Raw genomic sequence first — 17757 nt, forward strand, 5'->3', positions numbered from 1 at the left:
CGGCCGCGCACCGGCACAGCGACGCGCACCCCCCCGCCCCGCTGCGGCCACGTCGTCACGCCCCGGGGAGCGGGGCGTGACGCGCGTACTGGACGACAGTCGCTGTCAGTTCAGCGCCGGAGGTGCGGCCCCCCGCGAGGTGCCCCACCCGGACGGCTGCGGGCCGACGGCGAACGAGAGCGAGCGGATGCCCCGCAGGTCGTCCGTCGTCAGGTACGTACGGTCGTAACCGCGGCCGTCCGTCCGGGCGGACTGGATGTACCGGTCGGTGTCCGAGGTGCCCGGTGCCCGCACGGTCAGGGCGCCGCGCGGGTAGTAGCGCCGGTCGAGGGTGAGGTCGACCCGGTCGAACACGGGGGTGGACAGTCCCCAGGTGTCGTAGCCGGGCTGCACCGGGAAGATCCCGATCGACGACAGGACGTTCCAGGCGGACATCGTGCCCAGGTCGTCGTTGCCCGTCATACCGGTCGGCGCGTCGGTGAACAGGGTCAGTGCCGCATGGACGACGTCCGTGGTCTTCCACGGCTCACCGGTCGACAGGTATGTGTAGGGGGCGATGAGGTCGGGTTCGTTCTGCGGGTTGTACTTGTCCGCGTTGTAGTAGTCGTACGGACCGTTGACCCAGACCTCCCGGGCGGTCTTCGCGGGGTCCTTCAGGAGCTGCCCGTAGGCGAAGAACGAGTCGAGCCGTGCGTTGGCCGCCTGCTCACCGCCGATCAGGCCGACCACGCCGGGCAGGTCCTGCGGCACGAGCCACTGGTACTGCCAGGAGGTGCCCTCATGGAAGCCCTCGCTCTGCGCCGGGTCCGCAGGACCGGTGAAGGCACCGGAGGCGTCCCGCGCACGGAAGAACCCGGTCGAGGTGTCGAAGATCCCGCGGTAGTTCTGCGCCCGGGCGGCGTAGCGGGCGGCGTCCGCCTCGTGTCCGAGGTCGCGTGCCATCTCGCCGAGCATCGCGTCCGAGAGGGCGTACTCCAGGGTGGCCGACGCGCCGTGGTCGTAGTCCGAGTCGCCGGGCTTCACGTGAGGGCGTCCTTTGACGTAGGGCGCGAACCCGTGCGCCAGATACTCCGTGTTGGCCTCCCTGCCGACGGCCGGTGAGTCGGCGGGCGGTACCCCGTCGGCGTTCTTCCTCAAGGCGCGGTAGGCCCGCTCCTCGTAGCCCTTCAGCAGACCCTGCTGGTAGGCGTTGGTGAGGAAGGGCGTCACCGGGTCACCGGTCATGATGTTCGTCTCGACCGTGCCGTATCCCCACTTCGGCAGCCAGCCGCTCTCCTCGGCGATCGTGACGACGGAGATCGCCATGTCCCGTGCCTGGCGCGGCGCGAGCAGGGACAGCAGCTGCGACTGGGTGCGGTAGGTGTCCCACAGCGACCAGTTCTGGTAGTACGTGAAGCCCTTCGCGCGGTGGACCTTCTGGTCCCAGCCGGTGTAGCGGCCGTCGGTGTCGCTGCCGATGTTGGGCGCCAGGAACGACCGGTACAGCGACGAGTAGAACGTGCGGCGCAGGGTGTCGCCGCCGCCCCGGGCGCGTACGTCGTCGAGCCGGTCCTCCCAGGAACGATGGGCCAGCTCCCGGACCACGTCGAACGAACGCCCGCCCTCGGAGCGGAGGTTGACCGCGGCGCCCCTGTCGTCCACGTACGACAGGGCGGTGGTCGCCTCTACGGTGCGGTCCTTGGTGGTGTCGAAGCGGACGTAGGCACCGTTGCGTCCCGTGCTCACCGACACCTTCGAACCCGGGGCGACGGTGTCGCCGTTCCAGGTGCCCGACGCGGTGAACGGCCGGTCGAAGCGGGTGACCGTGTAGACGGTGTAGGGCTTCGTGGACTGGCAGAAGCCGCTTCCGGTGATCGCGGTGCGCACCGTGCGGCTGTCGAGGATCTCGACCTCGCTGCTGACGCCCTGGTGCAGGGACTGCCCGGCATTCAGCAGGACGTTGGCCTGGTCCGTCGCCGGGAAGGTGTACCGCTGCACGCCGGTGCGTTCGGTGGCGGTCAGCTCGGCCTCGATGCCGGTCTTCAGGCCGACCCTGTAGTAGCCGGGGCTCGCCGACTCGTCCTCGTGACCGAACTCCGCCTGGTAGGCGGCGTAGTCCGTCCGGGTGACGTCCCCGGTCGTCGGCAGCACCGGCAGGTCACCGCCGAGTCCGCAGCCCACGCCCGACAGGTGGACCAGGGAGAAGCCCCGGATGTGGTTCTGGGAGTAGTCGTAACCCGTGTTGTGCCCGGTGTCGGGCGAGAACTGCACCATGCCGAACGGGACGGCGGCACCCGGATAGGTGTTGCCCTCGTTCTCCGTCCCGATGAACGGGTTGACCAGGTCGGTGAGCGAGCCACCGTGCCCGTCGGCGGCCTGGGCGGCGTGGGCCGCCGGTGCGGCTAAGGAGCCGCCGAGCAGTGCGGCGGCTGCGATCGCCATGCCCGCTCTGCGGAGCCGTGGGGTCCAATTCATCAGCGGAAGGGCCTCCTTGGTTGGACAACGTTGTCAACCGAAAAGCGCGCTCATTCTTCGTGAACGACGTGTACTCGTCAAGATGTGTGACGCAGCCGTCCCTCCGTCCCGTCGAGGCCGACCACTTCACCGGGAACCCGAGGCCAATGCATACGGCAGCGTTCGGTGAGGGCCTTTGTGTGACCGGGGAGGCCGTTCGATCGGGTTCCAGGAGCATCCGTCGTGCACCGGGTGGAGGCCCTGATCGGCCGCCCGACACTGTGCCACGGCCGAACGAAGTAGCTTGCGGCCGCGGGCTGAGGACTGGGAGGTGGATGTGGCCAGCGGGCGGGTTCTCGCCAGCCGGACCGCGCCTTAGACTGCGACGGCTCCGAAACCTGACGATCTTTTGGAGGGTGTGCAGGATGAACCGAGCTCTCATGACCGCATTGGCGGCAACGGCGTTGGTCGTGTCGGGGGGTAGCACCACCGCCTCCGCCTCCGACGTCCCGCCGCGGTCCACGCACGGTCCTTGTCAGTACACCCAGACCCCGGACGAGCCGGCGGCGCGGCGGGTTCCCCTGCCGCCCGACCCCCGGCACACCCCCAGTCACGGCACGGTCGGTGTGGCTGTCCGGACCAGCCAGGGGCCGCTCCCGCTGAGTCTGGACCGGGCGAAGGCGCCGTGCACGGTCCAGAGCTTCGTGCACCTGTCGCGGCACCGGTTCTACGACCGTACGGTGTGCCATCGGCTGACGGCGTATCCGACACTGAAGGTCCTACAGTGTGGCGACCCGACCGCCACTGGCGAGGGTGGGCCGGGGTACGAGTACAAGGACGAGCTGCCGGTGGACCTGCCGCCGGCACCGAGCGATCCGACCGGCGTCCGTCGCCTTTACGGGCGCGGTTTGCTGGCGATGGCCAACGCCGGTCCGAACACGAACGGTTCGCAGTTCTTCGTCGTCTACGGCGATTCGGCGCTGCGGCCCAACTACACCGTGTTCGGCACCGTGGGTGCCGCCGGCCTGAAGACGCTCGACAAGATCGCTGCCGCTGGTATCGAGCCAACTACGGAAGACCCGGATCCTGTCGACGGCACGCCCGTGCTGCGGAGCGAGCTGCTCAGCGTCCGGCCGTCCTGGCAGGCCCGGATGAACTGAGGCGCGGCCACCGTGGGTCCAGCCATGTGCCCGGTCTCACGGTGATGCGAAGTAGCCGTTGCTGAACGCCTCGTGCTGCGAATGGCTCTGACGCTGAGCGGACCGCCGGGTAGGTGTCGCGTCAGGGCCGTAGGGCGCCAGTGCCCGAGGAAGGGCTTCAGGTCGTCGGCTTGCGGCTCGGGGATGTCGGCGACTGGGGCGGAGTTTCCGGTAGGTCGAGACGCTCCACGGTTTCCGCTGCCCAGCTGAACCGAAGCCGACGCCTCGATTCGTGTGCGCACGGCGCTCACATGTTCGGTCAGTCGGGTGGCGTGGCGTCATGCCGCTTGCTGGGCTTCGCGGTGCTTGGCGCGGTACGCCTCCGCTACCGGAAGCGAGCCCCCTCCATGGCAGCTTCCCAGCGGACGCCATGGGGTACATACCGCCGGACTTCCCGCGGGGCAGTGCCGGCCGCCGGTTCGGGTAGACCTCGATCTCGGCGGCGCGGAGGTCCCGGCTCACAGTGGCGCTGCTTGCCGGACTATTCATGATCACCTGGCGGACGCGCTGAGCCAGGACGACGATGCCATTGTTGCGCTGCTGGAAGCCCCGATCCGGTGAATGCCGTGGCTCGCAGGACGGCGTGTGGGCCCTCATATTCAGTCGACCTCCCAAGACCGTGTCCTACGCGGTGAGGCGAACGAGTCCCCTTGTAGTAGCAGAGGGGCGGCGGCGAGGCCGAGGAATAGCGGTGCAGCTCCCGGCCCGGGACGGTGTGATCGGGGTGGTTGGAGTTGGCGAAGGCGGACTGCCGCAGCGGTCCGAAGTGCGCCTCGATCGGATTCGCCCAGGACGCGATGACGTAGATCGGAGGCGCCGTCGGGGCGGGCGGCCCGGATGCTCTTACGCGGCGAGGCTGTGGTCGGCGCCCTTACGGCGCGGTTGATGCCCCACAGGATGTCGTCGCCGATCGAGTAACAGCCGTGGAAGTAACGGACCCCATGGGTGCGGTGGTAGGTGAGGTGGGCGGGAGCCGGTCACGCCCGCCGGTCCTCGCCCAGCAGGCCCCGGCGGCAGGGCGGATGCCGGGCACTGGTCAGGAGGGGCGCCCAGCTTCCTCGGCGAGTAGCTCACCAGGAGGTCTTTCGTCTGCTCGTGGTACCGAGCTGAAGCACGGCTGACCAGCGTAAATGGCACCCGCCAGGGCCTCGGCGGGATTGCTGGTCCGGGATCGACCCGGATCTTGACCGGTCATGTTCCTCGGCCGCGAGTCGCTCGGATGGGCCGTAGCCTCCATGCACTGCTTCGTGGCCGGGCCAAGCGGGCCTTTCCCGTGACTGCGCCGCCCGCCTCCCCAGGCCGACCGCTTCATGGCTGACGGCTGACCGTCCTCGGCACACACGCCCGAACGGCGAGACGGCATCGATCACCTTCTGAGCAGGCGCCGCGACCATGGGGAGGAGTGGGGATGCCTCATCCGGACGTGGGCCGCCCGGCCTTGGTCCGTGCGGCCACCCATAAGGCGATCTGCGTGCGTGACCGCATGCCCAGCTTGTCGCGCACCTTGTCCAGGTGTGTGGCGACCGTATGTGTCGAAAGGCCCAGCGACTCCGCGATCTGGCGGTTGGTCAGCCCGTCGGCGACGAGCTCGGCCACCATGAATTCCCGGCCGGTCAGCGCGCACCGGTCGTCGACGATCTTCACCTCGTCCGTCGTCGTTCGGTGGTCGTCGCTCCCCGTCCGTAGCGCGTACGCGACAAGCCGTTCCCCGCGCAGCCGGCGACCGCCGCTGACGGCCGCGTTCCGAGCGGCTGCCGGCAGCGCTGTGCCGGCACGAGCCACGGTTCGTTCCAGCCGCCGTCGCCACGGAGCCTCGGACACGGTGTCGAGTCGACGGCGCGCCTGCGCACTTGCCTCGTACAGCAGGAGAGCTCGCCGCATGTCGCCGCTCTCGGCAGCGACGAGAGCAAGGCCCTCCACCGGATAGAGCGCGTGAAAACTGGTTCCGGGGACGATCCGCAGCGCCTCGGCGAACAGCGCCTCGGCGCTTTCCAGACGCCCCAGGGCCAGCCGCACGGCACCCGCCGTGTGGAGAGCGGCCGCGACCCGGCTCCAGGGAGCGCCTGCCCTGAGCACGGGCAGGCAGCGGGACATGAGCATGTCGGCCTCTCGTTCCCCGCCCGCCTGCAGCAGCGCCCAGGCCAGGTGATGGGTGCACCACGCGGTGTCCTGGGGTTTGCCCAGGGCGATGAGGACGTCCAGGCACTCGCGCAGGTCCGTGACGGCCGCGGCGAATTCCCCGTGGCACAGCCTCGCCGCGGCGCGCGCATCCAAGGCGTTGGCAAGTCCGGCGGGGTGATCGCGCGTGCGCTCCGCGGTCACCGCCTGCTCGCCCAGGCACAGTGCTTGTGCCAGGTCGGCCCGCTGGCAGGCCACGCGCGCGGCAAGCGCCGGTGCCGCCCCGCCCAGCGCCCTGGCGCCGGTCTCCCGCAGCAACCCCGTCAGCAGCGTGTGGGCGGCTGACGGCTGCTCCTGCTCGTAGTGCACGCGCGCCAGTTCCAGCACCAGCCGTGGGTGCGAGGCACCGTGGCGGACGGTGGCACAGGTCGCCGCCGCGAGATTGTCCCGTTCCACGGCCAGCGGGCTGCCGGCCTGGTCGGGGAACACCTCGTCGCCCGCCTCGTCCGCCAGCCCGTTCAGCCACTCGACCACCCGGTGCCTGGTGACATGCAGCTCGCCGGACCTGCGCAGGCAGTCCAGGGCATAGGCGCGGATGGCGCTCAGCTGCCTGAACCGCGCGGTCTCCGAGTCTCCCGGGAGTCGTACGATCAGGGACTTGGCCTCAAGGGCACACAGGATGCCGAGTACCTGCGCCGGTCCGATACCGTCGCCGGCGCAGACCGCCCGCGCCCCAGCCGTGTCGAATCCGCCGACGAGGACGCCGAGACGCCGGAAGACCGCCTGTTCGGCCGGATCGAGCAGTCGGTGGCTCCAGTCGATCGCGGCGGCCAGCTCACTGTGGCGCCCGGGGCCGCTCCTGTGTCCGCTGGTCAAGAGGGACAGCTGGGACATCTGGTCGTCCAGTCCTGCCAGGATGTCCCTCAGCGCAAGGGTCCCGACCAGGCGGGCCGCCAGCTCGACGGCGAGTGTCAGGCCGTCCAGCCTGCGGCAGATCTCGGCGACCGTCCGGCCGTTTCCGCGATGGAGCGTGAACCCCGGTGAGCAACTGGAGGCACGGTCGACGAACAGCCGGACGGCGTCCGCCCGCAGAAGGACCACCGGGTCGTCCGGGGCGTCGGCCGGGGGCAGCGACAGCTCACCGATTCGGAGCACGGTCTCCCCGGGCACTCGAAGGACCTCTCGACTGGTGGCCAGGATCCGCAATCGCGGGCAGTGACTCAGCAAGGCCGCGATCAGCCGGGCGCAGGGTTCGGCCAGATGCTCGCAGTTGTCCAGGACCAACAGCCGACGGGTGTCACCGATCGCGTGGACCAGGACGTCGACACCGGATCGTCCTGCCCGTTCTCCCACGGCCAGCGCGGCGGCGACGGACTGTGCGAGCGCGGCGCCGTCCTGCAGTGCGTCGAGTTCGACCAGGTCGACCCGCCCGTGGCGGCCGGGCAGACCCCGGACGAACTGCAGCGCCAAGCGCGTCTTGCCGACGCCGCCGGCACCGGTCAGCGTCAGGAGCCGCGACGTCCTCAGCAGAGCGCGCAGCCGGGACAGCTCCGCCCGTCGGCCCACGAAGGAGTCCAGGGCCCGTGGCAGGCCGCGGCCCTGGGCGGTCGGGGTGGCGGAGCTCTGTGCGGGCGGTGAGGCAGCGGTCGTACTCGGTGGGCGGGACTCCTGGCGTGCCGAGCGCCGCCTGAACGCCCGCTGCCTGCATGCGCCGGAGCAGTAGCGAGCCGGTCGGCCGCTCAGCGGTCGACCGGTCAGCGGTGCGCCGCACGACTCACATGTCATGCTCGGGTCATCCCCGGTCCGCGATCTCCCATTCCAGGGAGGCAGCAGCCTCGTGTCCGTCGTCCTCCCCGCGCACAGGGCGGCCGGGTGCGAACTCGGGAACAGCCGAGGTGCCGTACGTTCCTCCTGCGGTCGGTCCCGGTCCATACGACGCCGCACCCCGATACGCGACGCCGAGCGGCAGACGTGGGCGGCCGGCCGCGCGGCGACGGTAGCCGGCATCGTCGCGGTGGACCGGCCACAGCTCGGGCGGGAGCGTCAGGGCACGGCATCGGGATCGATGCCGAGCACGACGGTTCCGGTCACCCCCTTGCCGAGGTCGCTGCCGATCTGTGTGAGGCTCAGCAGGGTGGAGGACCCGCCGTGGCGGTAGATGCCGTCCCTGGCGTTGAGCGTGCGGGAGGCCGTGTTGCTCCGGTAGGGGGCCAATGTGGCGATCCTGCTGTTGTACGTCTCCGGAAAGTAGAGCTGGCCGGTGTGGGAGACGTGGCCACCCTGATACCTGCCGTTGGCGACCGTGCCGCCGGCATGCGTCTTGACGTGGATGTGGAGGGCGCGGCCGACGTACCAGCCGGGGTAGACGGTGGTGAATTCCGCGACGCCGGTGGAGTCGGTCAGTTGCACGCCGCGCAGGAACGTCGTGTCCGGGGTGGAGCCGCCCGCCTCGTATCCGGAGTAGACGCCCAGAGCGTCGCAGTGCCAGATGTCGACCGCTGTGCCGGGCAACGCCGAGCAGGTCATGGTGTCGATCACCTTGACGCGGAGGGTGAGCGGCACGCCGGGCCTGCCCTCCGTGATGTTCTCGCGGACCTTCTCCAGGTCCAGGTAGTAGGGCCCCTCGGTCTGCTCGGGGGTGAGGACGCAGTCGGCGGTCGGGCCGGCCGGTGGCCGGGCCGCGCCGTTCCGGTCCACGGCCGCCTTCGCCTGCCCGGCCGTGAGCCCCAGAGCGGCCGCTCCGAGGGTCGCACCGCCCAGGCGGGCTATGACGGTCCTGCGCGAGGCGCCGACCGGGCCGTCGGCAGGCTCGAGGTCGCGGCGTTCTGTGGAAGGGGTGCGGGGGGTATCGGTCATGCTGTGAGGATGGCGCGTGCGACGGCCTGTGGGATCGATCGGATGACCGGTGAATCGGGCGCGCGTGACGAAACTCGACCCGCCGGCGGCCGCCCGGTCGCCCGCACCGGATGCAGAGCGTGCCCCTGGGAGGTGCCTGGTTCCCGCAGCCGCACGGTGCCGGGCGGGCCGACCCGTCGAGCCCGTGCGGTGCACCGCTTGATCCCGGCCCCCGCTTCTGCCGCTGGTCACTTGGTCCCAGCATGAGGTCGAAACGCGTGTTCGCGCCGTAGACCCCGCTCTCGTCACCTCGGACGCCGTACCGCTTCTGAAAAGCGGTCACGGCGGCTCGGACCTCCGCGTCGTAGCGGCCGTCCATCGCGCTGTCGTCGTAGAGTCCCGGTATCTGCTGCACACGTACCTGTAGTTCGCAGACGCCATGACCGCTGTCACCTTGGCGCAGGACGCCCGTGCCGGGAATCTCGGGCAGCGGTGGATCTGACGCGCCGGGCCGAGGCCGGTTCGTCTGCCCTGGAGTCGGTGAGGGGCCCTTCGGCGGGGGGCTCGCAGGCAGGGGAGCCGCCATGTGCCCGGACGGTGCAGAGGAGACCGCCGGTTCGGCGTCGTGGTGGACCAACGGCCAAGTGCCGAGGGCCAGTCCGCTCGCTGCGCCCAGCCCGAAGATCCCGATGACGCGCGGGCCCCTCCCGCTGGTGGATCGCCGCCTGTGACCGGCCTGTCTCCCTTGTGCGCGGCCGAGCGGCGCGGGTCCCTGTGAGGGTGCGGCGGCATACTGGTCGAACTGGACGGCCGGATCGCGAGGGACGTCCGACCGAGCGATGCCCGGCCGAGGGCTCCTGCTCCGCGCGCCCTCCTGCCGGGGAGCAGCCGGAACCGGGACAGTGGCGGCCGGTGCCCCAGCCTCCTGACCCGGGCCACCGGCCGTCCGGCGCGGATCGGCGACACGCGGTCGCCGGGGCAGCCGTCCCGCCGACGGAGGCGGGACGCTCTCCGGCACTCCGGGTGACCCCGGCGGCCGCGCCGCGACCGGCTCCGGGGTGCCGGTTCGGCACGGGCTGCCTACTTCCGGCGATTCAGCGGCAGTTGGCCGGTGGGGCCCGGGACGCTCTGGTCGCGTGCCCGACGGCACTCGTTCCACCGGCAGCGCCACGCCGCGGTCGAAGGACGCCGCGGCGGCGGACGGGGTCGGAGGGTGACAGCGGGCATCCCCGGCCGGGTGACCGTGCCGGCTCTGCGCCTGCGACGGGCCGTCGACGGGTTCCTGCTGCTCGTCACGCAGGAGGTCGGCGCCTGCGGCATCCAGTGCGTCCAGTACGGCTCGGAAGGCGCCCCTGGTCTCTTGCGCGATGTCTGGGGCCGAGGCGGGAGCCCGCTCCGGGTCGGCGTCGTCGCGGCCCACGGGGCCCTCCTCGGCTCGGCTTGTCGCTGACGCACCATCTCCTCCTCAGCCGCGGTCAGTTCCGGTGCTGGGTTCCGACCACTGCGAGGGTTCGGGGCAGAATCCCCGGTGGCGGGTTCACCTGCCTCTCTGTGAGCGATACGTAGTCCGCGCGGCTCTGTCGTCATCCCGCGGCCGATATGTGACCCACGTCTCATGCACGGCTCGGGCATCCGCGCCACCGCCGGCTCTCACGGCCGGTGAGGCACCGGGGCCGCGGAATCCGGCGCACGTCCTTGGCAGGACTCCATGGTCGACGTCCGGGCCGCGCCACGCTCGGCGCTCTCCCGGAGACCCACCCCGAGGTGTACGCCGTGGCTGCCGCGCCATCTCAGCCATTACCGACCTTGCCGCCCAGGGTTACCTCCCCCACATGTCGGCGGGCGATTGAAAACTCGTCGGATCCGCCCCGTTGACCCCAGTGAGCCGTGTCGAAGATCGGTCCGCGAGTCACCGGGTCGTGTCTCCCCACCTCTGACCGCTGACCGGCTTGGGCCGCCCTTTCCCTCCGTCGACCCGACAACTGAGAACGGTCGCTTCATGGACTACTGCATTCCGTGCAACCGCACGCTCAACGGCGCCGTGACCTGCCCCGAGTGCGGGGCGTACGACTCCGGCATGACGCAACCGAGCGAGCGGAGAGACGGCGCTCCGGCCGTCGACGCGGCGATGCCGGAAGTCCGCTTCAACGAGGGACCGGGCTCCAGCGAGTCCCCCGTTCCGGGGACACCGACTTCCGTGCAAGACCTGGCGGCGGACCGGTACGACCGTCCGTCGCGGCTGAGGAAGTACGCCGTCCGGTCTCTTGCCGTAGCCGGCTTCACCATCCTCGGAGGCCTGGCCACCGCTTCGGTGCTGCTCCAGTCGACAGCCCCACCAGCGGCTTCGTCCCCGGAGCCATCCGTCTCAGAGCCCGAGGTCCGCGTCACCGATGCTCCGGCTCCACCGGAGCGCGTGCCCACGCATGCGACGCGAAAAGGCGGCCGCGACCGAAGCAGTGAGGGGTACCGGCATCCTCCGCCGACGCCACCCCGCAGCGAGTCACCGGTCTCCCGGCCTTCCGCCACCACCAGTGCGCCGCCATCAGCGCAGCAGAAGCCCTCCCCGCGACCCACCCCCCGACCCACCGGCAGTCGCCGTCCCAGCCCGCCCTCGCGGACGGCAACCCCTTCCACGCGGCCCTCCGCCAGTCCGTCCGGCAGCGCCAGCGCCTCTCCTTCCAGCAGTGTCTCACCGAGCAGCACAGGGGAAGCCGGTGGCTGAGGGCCCCGGCTGTCCGGTGACGCCGGCCCTGCCGGATCCGCCCCCGCCCGCAGGACCCGGATGGCGGCGTCCCCGACCCGCCGCCGGGCGCTCGCCGATACCGGCGGCCGGCTGTGAGGCGACCTGCTCGCCGTGCCGTCTCGGCCCAGAGGGGAGATCCAGCAGGCGAACGGACGAGATCCTTTCCCGCCCTGACGGGCTGGACGACCTGGTCAGCCTGCCGGCGGCCGAGCGGGAGGCGGCCGGCGAACGGCCCGTGGGCGAGCGGGTCGTCGGCGCGACCTGTCGGTACGCCGTTGTACGACCCGGTCCCCGAGCTGCTCCGCGGCCCGCGCCGGTCACCCGCTACCGGTGGGGACCGATCCGGGCGGACGGGCGGTCCGCTCGATCCGCCCGCCGGCCCACCGCTGCCATCGGGCCCCGAGGACGACGTCGCGCTGCTGATCGCCCGCACCCGAATGCTGCCACCGGACGATGCCGCTTCCTGGCACCTGCCGGCGGGTACCGGTCGTCGTCGGGGTGTGTCATCGCATGGCCTTCCGGTGCGGCTCGGATCCGTGGGAGGCAGCGGTGAAGCGTCGTTGTGGCGCCGCACGGCACCGGCTGGTTGGAATGCTGATCAGCCAGCCGAGCGCCACGGTTTCGGCTCGACGCGGTACCCGCTCGACGGTGGTCCGCCGATGGTCGGCCTCCGGCCCCGAGGCCCTTCGGCGCGTAAATGATCCGCGGGGAAGTGGGGAATGTCACGCCCACTGCCGTACCTACTGGTCGGTATGGTCGCGGAGTGCCGTAATAGAAGGAGGCGTGATGTCCCCGACCAACCGCCAGATCCGTCTGGCAGCCCGCCCCGTGGGCGAAGTGAAACCCGAAGACTGGGAGCACCGAAACGAACCTCTCGTGGAACCGGGCCCGGGCCGGTTCGCGGGCCGGACGCGCGTCATCTCCCTGGATCCGGCCATGCGCGGCTGGCTGGACGACCGCCCTTCCTACCTGCCGCCGGTGGGCATCGGAGAGGTGATGCGTGCCGGATCGGTCATCGAGGTCACCGCGTCCAACCACCCCGACTTCCAACCCGGCGACCACGTGGTCGGCACGTTCGGCGTCCAGGAGTACGTGGTCTGTGACGGCCGGGGCGCCATGAAGATCGACACCTCCCTCGCGCCGCCCTCGACGTATCTGGGAGCGCTGGGCATGCCCGGCATGACCGCCTACTTCGGCCTGTTGGACGTCGGCGCGTTGCAGGACGGCGAGACCGTCGTGGTGTCCGGGGCGGCCGGCGCGGTCGGCAGCATCGCGGGTCAGCTCGCGAAGGCCAAGGGCTGCCGTGTCGTGGGCATCGCCGGCGGGCCGGAGAAGTGCGCCATGCTCACCGGCGAACTGGGATTCGACGCGGCGATCGACTACCGAGCCGAAGACGTGAAGAAGGCACTGCGCGAACACGTCCCCGACGGCATGGACGTCTACTTCGACAATGTCGGAGGGGACATCCTCGACACCGCCCTCACCCGGCTGGCGATGCACGCGCGCGTCGTGGTCTGCGGCGCGATCAGCCAGTACAACAACGCCACGCCGGTCAAGGGTCCCTCCAACTACCTCTCGCTGCTGGTGCGCCGCGTCCGCATGGAGGGCTTCGTCGTCTTCGACTACGCCAAGCGCTATGCGGAGGCCGCGCAGGAGATCTCCGCCTTGATCGGTGCCGGCCGCATCAAGGTCAAGGAACACGTGGTGAGGGGTACCGTCGACGACTTCCCCGCGACCTTGCAGATGCTCTTCCGCGGCGAGAACGTCGGCAAGCTCGTCCTGGAGCTGGCATGACCACCGGCGAAAGCGGGGCAGTCTCCCCGCTTGAAGTGGGCGAGGACCGCGTCTCGCTCGAGGGAAAGGTGGCGATCGTCACCGGCGCTGCCAGCGGACTGGGCCGGGCCTCGGCGCTGGCCCTGGCGAGGGCGGGCGCGCGCGTGGTCGTCGCCGACCTCGACGCGCAGGGCGGGCGGGAGGTGGCCGACATGGTCGACGGCCACTTTCGCGTCTGCGACGTCTCCGACCTCGACGCCAACCGCGCACTGGTGGAGTTCACCCAGGAGCGGTACGGAGGTGTGGACATCGCGCTGCTCAACGCGGGGGTGGCGACCGGATGCGGCGTCGGCGAGGACTTCGACCTCGCACGCTACCGCCGGGCGATGGGGGCCAACCTCGACGGCGTGGTCTTCGGCACTCATGCGGTGCTGCCCGCGCTGCGGGCTCGCGGCGGAGGATCCATCGTGGTGACCGCTTCCCTGGCGGGCCTGGCGGCGGTGCCGCTCGATCCGCTGTACGCGGCCAACAAGCACGCGGTCGTGGGCCTCGCACGCTCCCTGGGGTCGGCTCTCGTGCCGGAGAAGGTGCGCTTCAACGCGGTCTGCCCAGGCTTCGCCGAGTCGCACATCATCGACCACCTGCGCGACATGCTCTCCGACCAGGGTCTGCCGGTCATCCCGGCTGAGACCGTCGCGGACACGGTGCTGCGGATCGTCGCCGGCGACGGCACGGGGGAGTGCTGGTTCGTCCAGGCGGGCCGCGAACCGGAGCCGTTCCGCTTCCGCAATGTCCCCGGTCCGGCCAGACCCGTCGGCGTCTGAGGCATCGCCGGGGGTGGCCCCCGCGAACCGGGGCCGCCCCTGACGCAACGCGCCGCGGCACGATGCCGGCCCGCCGTGCCGCGCCCTCGAGCGGGTCCCGACGCGCACTGTGCGGTCACCGGCGGTTCTCCACGGCCTGCGCGACCTGCCGGCCACGAGGACGAGGGCGACCGCGGGCCGGCACTCGTGGACATGTCGGCCGGCCCTCTCGACGCCGACACCCTGCGCGAGTGCGTTCAGCGGGCCCCGGGTGGCCTGTCCCCACAGGCCACCTGTCCCGACGGCACCGCGTCCCGTGGACGGTCCGGAGCCCGGCTGGACTACGCCAAGGAACGCAGGCAGTTCGGCCGGCCGATCGCACGATTCCAGATGGTGCAGAACCTGCTGGTCAAGAGCCTCGGCAACATCACCGCCTGCTGGGGCCTGCTGGTCCAGCTCGCCCGGCTGCAGGACGTCGGCGTCTTCCGCGACGAGCACTCCTCGCTGGCGAAGGCGTACGTCACCTCGCGAGATGCGCGAGGTGGTGGCGTGGTGCCGGGAGATCTTCGGTGGCAACGGCATCGTGCTCGACTACGACATCGCCCGGTTCCTCGCCGACGCCGAGGCGATCTGCTCGTCCGAGGGCACCCGCGAGATGAACACCCTCATCGTCGGCAAGGTGGTCACCGGCGAGAGCGCCTTCGCCTGAACCAGGGCTCCCACCGATCCCGCTTCGGCCCCGAGTGAAGCGCGCCTCGGGGCCGAAGCGGACCAGCGCGGGCCTGCCGCCCGGTCTCGTGCGCCGCGCGCAAGTCCGACGCCGAGCCGTCCGCGTCCGCCGCCCTGAAAGCAAGGCGTCCAACGATAAAGGCCAGCTCAGACGCCCGCTGTTGTGCCCCTAGAAGAACCCGAGCTTCTTCGCCGAGTACGAGACCAGGAGGTTTTTCGTCTGCTGGTAGTGCTCCAGCATCATCTTGTGGGTCTCGCGGCCTATCCCGGACTGCTTGTAGCCGCCGAAGGCCGCGTGCGCCGGGTAGGCGTGGTAACAGTTGGTCCACACCCGGCCCGCCTGGATGGCGCGGCCCGCCCGGTAGGCGGTGTTGAGGTCCCGCGTCCAGACGCCCGCCCCCAAGCCGTACAACGTGTCGTTCGCGATCCTGATCGCGTCGTCGAAGTCCTCGAACGAGGCCACCGAGACAACCGGGCCGAAGATCTCCTCCTGGAAGATCCGCATCCGGTTGTCACCCTCGAAGATGGTCGGCTGTACGTAGTAACCGCCCTCCAACTCACCCTCGTAACGCACTCGTTCCCCGCCCGCCAGGACTTTCGCCCCCTCCTGCCGGCCGACGTCCAGGTAGGAGAGGATCTTCTCCAGCTGGTCGTTGGACGCCTGGGCACCGATCATCGTCTCGGTGTCGAGCGGGTGCCCGGGCGTGATCCGCCGGGTGCGCTCGACCGCCGCCTCCAGGAACTCCGAGTAGTGGCCGCGCTGGATCAGGGCCCTGGACGGGCAGGTGCAGACCTCGCCCTGGTTCAGCGCGAACATGGTGAACCCTTCGAGCGCCTTGTCCCGGAAGTCGTCGTCGTGCGCCCACACGTCGTCGAAGAAGATGTTCGGTGACTTCCCGCCGAGTTCCAGGGTCACCGGCTTGATGTTCTCGGAGGCGTACTGCATGATCAGCCGCCCGGTCGTGGTCTCCCCGGTGAAGGCGACCTTCGCCACCCGCGGGCTCGAGGCCAGCGGCTTGCCGGCTTCCGTGCCGAAGCCGTTGACGATGTTCAGTACGCCCGGCGGCAACAGGTCCGCGACCAGGCTCAGCCAGTAGTGGATCGAGGCCGGGGTCTGCTCCGCCGGCTTGAGGACGACCGTGTTCCCCGCTGCCAGCGCCGGCGCGAGCTTCCACGTCGCCATCAGGATGGGGAAGTTCCACGGGATGATCTGCGCGACCACCCCGAGCGGCTCGTGGAAGTGGTAGGCCACCGTGTCGTCGTCGATCTCGCCCAACGAGCCCTCCTGCGCCCGTATCACCCCGGCGAAGTAGCGGAAGTGGTCGATCGCGAGCGGGATGTCCGCCGCCAGCGTTTCCCGCACCGGTTTGCCGTTCTCCCAGCTCTCGGCCACCGCGAGCGGCTCCAGATGTGCCTCCATCCGGTCCGCGATCTTCAGCAGGACGTCGGAACGCTCCGCGACCGGAGTACGGCCCCAGCCGGGTGCCGCCGCGTGCGCCGCGTCCAGTGCCCGCTCGACGTCCTCCGCGGTACCACGCGCCACCTCGGTGAACGGCCGCCCGTTCACCGGCGACGGATTCTCGAAGTACCGCCCCCGCGACGGCGGCACGTACGCACCGCCGATGAAGTGGTCGTACCGTTCCTGGTAGGCGACGATCGCTCCCTCGGTACCCGGCGCCGCGTAACGAGTCATCTGTCCCCGCCCTCCGCTGAAGCGCTGCCCGCCGTCGGACAGCTCTGAGGTGAGGCTAGACAGGAGGACGTTGCACATACGTTGCACCGCGGGGCCGCCCCGCCAACCGGACCGCCGGTGCCGTCAGTTCGGCCTCCAACGCCGCGAGCCGGGCGAGCACCGGTGCCGTGGCGCGCACCGCGGCCAGTGCCCGCCACGTCTCGACGTCGTCCTCACCCCACGGGGCTCTCGTCCACTGCGCCAGGAGGTCCGGGTCGCGGTGGGCGATCAGGGCCGCGCGCAGCGCACCGGTCAGCCGCTCCCGCAGCCGGACGATCGCCGGTGCCTGCGAACCGGGCAGCAAGGGGCCGGTGTAGGCCTCCACCGCCGCGCTGAGCGCACCCGTCTCCAGTCGCCGCTCGACCACGGCGGCGTCCGTCTCGACCGCGGTCGTCAGCCGGTACGGCCGTGAAGCCAGCGCCGCGGGTCCCAGCACCCGGCGCAACCGCGCGAGTTCCGCCCGCAGGGTCACCGGGGTGACCGACTCGTCCGCGTACAAGGCGCAGAGCAACTCGTCCCCGGTCAGCCCGGCCGGATACCGGGAGAGCAGGACGACCACCTCGCTGTGCCGGCGGCCGAGCCTGATCCGCCGGCCGTCCAGGACGAGCCCGGCCTCGTCCCGCCCCAAGGCGGTCAGCAGTGCCGTGCCCTCGGAACGGGCCGGGGCGAGCAGGGCGAGCTGTGCCTCGGCTGCCCGCGCCACCGCCTGCACGAAACCCAGGCTGTGCGGATGGGCGAGCCCGTCGCCGCCGGTGATGTCCACGGCGCCCAGGACCCGTCCGGTGCGTGGATCGTGCACCGGGGCGGCCGCGCACGTCCACGGCTGCACCCGGCGGATGAAGTGCTCCGCCGCGAACACCTGAACCGGCCGGTCGACCGCCACCGCCGTACCCGGTGCGTTGGTGCCGACCGCGCTCTCCGACCACCGTGCCCCCGGCACGAAGTTCATCCCATCCGCCCGGCGCCGGGTCGCCGGATGCCCCTCCACCCACAGCAGCCTGCCGTGCGCGTCGCACACCGCCAGCAGGTGCTCCCCGTCGGCGGCGAACGTGCCCATCAACTCCCGGAACAGGGGCATCACCCGCGCCAACGGATGCTGCGCGCGGTAGCAGTCCAGGTCAGCGCCGGTCAGCTCGACGCCGGCGGTGCCGTCCGGCCCGACACCGGCCCGCGCGCTGCGCCGCCACGACTCCGCCACCACCGGGCGCACCGGACGCGGCACCGTGCCCACCGAGGTGAACGTCTCGTGCGCCCGGCGCAGCACCCGGACGCGCTCGGCGGGATTCGCACCCGACTCCAGGGCCACCCACGGATCGGTCACTGAGCCTCCCTGGTCGGTGGAGCGACGGCGACGCGGTGTACGCGGACCACTGTGCGACGACCGCTCGCCGT

8 protein-coding genes and 3 pseudogenes are annotated in these 17757 nt (G+C 71.0%); 4 read left to right on the top strand and 7 right to left on the bottom strand.

All coding sequences use genetic code 11. From position 1 onward, the window contains the following. Positions 1 to 105: 105 nt before the first annotated feature. The gene (locus ACIQVT_RS18410) at positions 106 to 2454 is read right to left on the bottom strand and encodes a GH92 family glycosyl hydrolase (protein WP_403754219.1); all 2349 of its coding nucleotides are present in this window, start codon (positions 2452 to 2454) and stop codon (positions 106 to 108) included. 419 nt (positions 2455 to 2873) lie between these two features. Between ACIQVT_RS18410 and ACIQVT_RS18415 the strand changes: the two genes are divergently transcribed. Continuing rightward, positions 2874 to 3593 carry a peptidylprolyl isomerase gene (locus ACIQVT_RS18415; RefSeq protein WP_403754224.1) on the top strand — a complete coding sequence of 240 codons (720 nt, stop codon included), beginning with the start codon at positions 2874 to 2876 and terminating at the stop codon, positions 3591 to 3593. Between the two features lie 724 nt (positions 3594 to 4317). Here the strand turns inward: ACIQVT_RS18415 and ACIQVT_RS18420 are convergent. From ACIQVT_RS18420 to ACIQVT_RS18435, 4 genes and pseudogenes are all read right to left on the bottom strand, one after another. After that, a pseudogene (locus ACIQVT_RS18420) lies at positions 4318 to 4659 on the bottom strand (IS630 family transposase); the annotation flags it as partial. Between the two features lie 386 nt (positions 4660 to 5045). After that, complete coding sequence (locus ACIQVT_RS18425) at positions 5046 to 7316, bottom strand: ATP-binding protein (protein ID WP_403754227.1); 2271 nt, start codon at positions 7314 to 7316, stop codon at positions 5046 to 5048. 477 nt (positions 7317 to 7793) lie between these two features. After that, the gene (locus tag ACIQVT_RS18430; protein WP_403754230.1) at positions 7794 to 8606 is read right to left on the bottom strand and encodes an intradiol ring-cleavage dioxygenase; all 813 of its coding nucleotides are present in this window, start codon (positions 8604 to 8606) and stop codon (positions 7794 to 7796) included. A 268-nt stretch (positions 8607 to 8874) separates the two neighbouring features. Further along, positions 8875 to 9171, bottom strand: a pseudogene (locus ACIQVT_RS18435) (peptidoglycan-binding protein); the annotation flags it as partial. Positions 9172 to 12114: 2943 nt separating this feature from the next. Here ACIQVT_RS18435 and ACIQVT_RS18440 point away from each other — a divergent pair. The 3 genes and pseudogenes from ACIQVT_RS18440 to ACIQVT_RS18450 form a co-directional block, all read left to right on the top strand. Continuing rightward, positions 12115 to 13122: an NADP-dependent oxidoreductase gene (locus ACIQVT_RS18440; protein ID WP_403754233.1), complete on the top strand. Its 1008-nt coding sequence runs from the start codon at positions 12115 to 12117 to the stop codon at positions 13120 to 13122. Further along, entirely contained in the window at positions 13119 to 13925 is an 807-nt protein-coding gene (locus tag ACIQVT_RS18445) for an SDR family NAD(P)-dependent oxidoreductase (protein ID WP_403754236.1), read from the top strand. The genes ACIQVT_RS18440 and ACIQVT_RS18445 overlap by 4 nt, the downstream gene beginning before the upstream one ends. 315 nt (positions 13926 to 14240) lie before the next feature. Continuing rightward, positions 14241 to 14613: pseudogene (locus tag ACIQVT_RS18450) on the top strand (acyl-CoA dehydrogenase family protein); the annotation flags it as partial. Positions 14614 to 14802: 189 nt separating this feature from the next. On the opposite strand, the gene ACIQVT_RS18455 reads toward ACIQVT_RS18450, so the two are convergent. Further along, complete coding sequence (locus ACIQVT_RS18455) at positions 14803 to 16326, bottom strand: aldehyde dehydrogenase family protein (RefSeq protein ID WP_403754239.1); 1524 nt, start codon at positions 16324 to 16326, stop codon at positions 14803 to 14805. 55 nt (positions 16327 to 16381) lie between these two features. Beyond that, positions 16382 to 17686 carry a GAF domain-containing protein gene (locus ACIQVT_RS18460; RefSeq protein ID WP_403754242.1) on the bottom strand — a complete coding sequence of 435 codons (1305 nt, stop codon included), beginning with the start codon at positions 17684 to 17686 and terminating at the stop codon, positions 16382 to 16384. Positions 17687 to 17757: the final 71 nt, after the last annotated feature.

This window comes from Streptomyces sp. NPDC100445, assembly GCF_044759735.1.
Classification (GTDB): domain Bacteria; phylum Actinomycetota; class Actinomycetes; order Streptomycetales; family Streptomycetaceae; genus Streptomyces.

Coding starts and splice junctions, on each gene's coding strand:
- ACIQVT_RS18455 (WP_403754239.1), bottom strand. CDS start 16,326: ATGACTCGTTACGCGGCGCCGGGTACCGAGGGAGCGATCGTCGCCTAC.
- ACIQVT_RS18415 (WP_403754224.1), top strand. CDS start 2,874: ATGACCGCATTGGCGGCAACGGCGTTGGTCGTGTCGGGGGGTAGCACC.
- ACIQVT_RS18430 (WP_403754230.1), bottom strand. CDS start 8,606: ATGACCGATACCCCCCGCACCCCTTCCACAGAACGCCGCGACCTCGAG.
- ACIQVT_RS18445 (WP_403754236.1), top strand. CDS start 13,119: ATGACCACCGGCGAAAGCGGGGCAGTCTCCCCGCTTGAAGTGGGCGAG.
- ACIQVT_RS18440 (WP_403754233.1), top strand. CDS start 12,115: ATGTCCCCGACCAACCGCCAGATCCGTCTGGCAGCCCGCCCCGTGGGC.
- ACIQVT_RS18410 (WP_403754219.1), bottom strand. CDS start 2,454: ATGAATTGGACCCCACGGCTCCGCAGAGCGGGCATGGCGATCGCAGCC.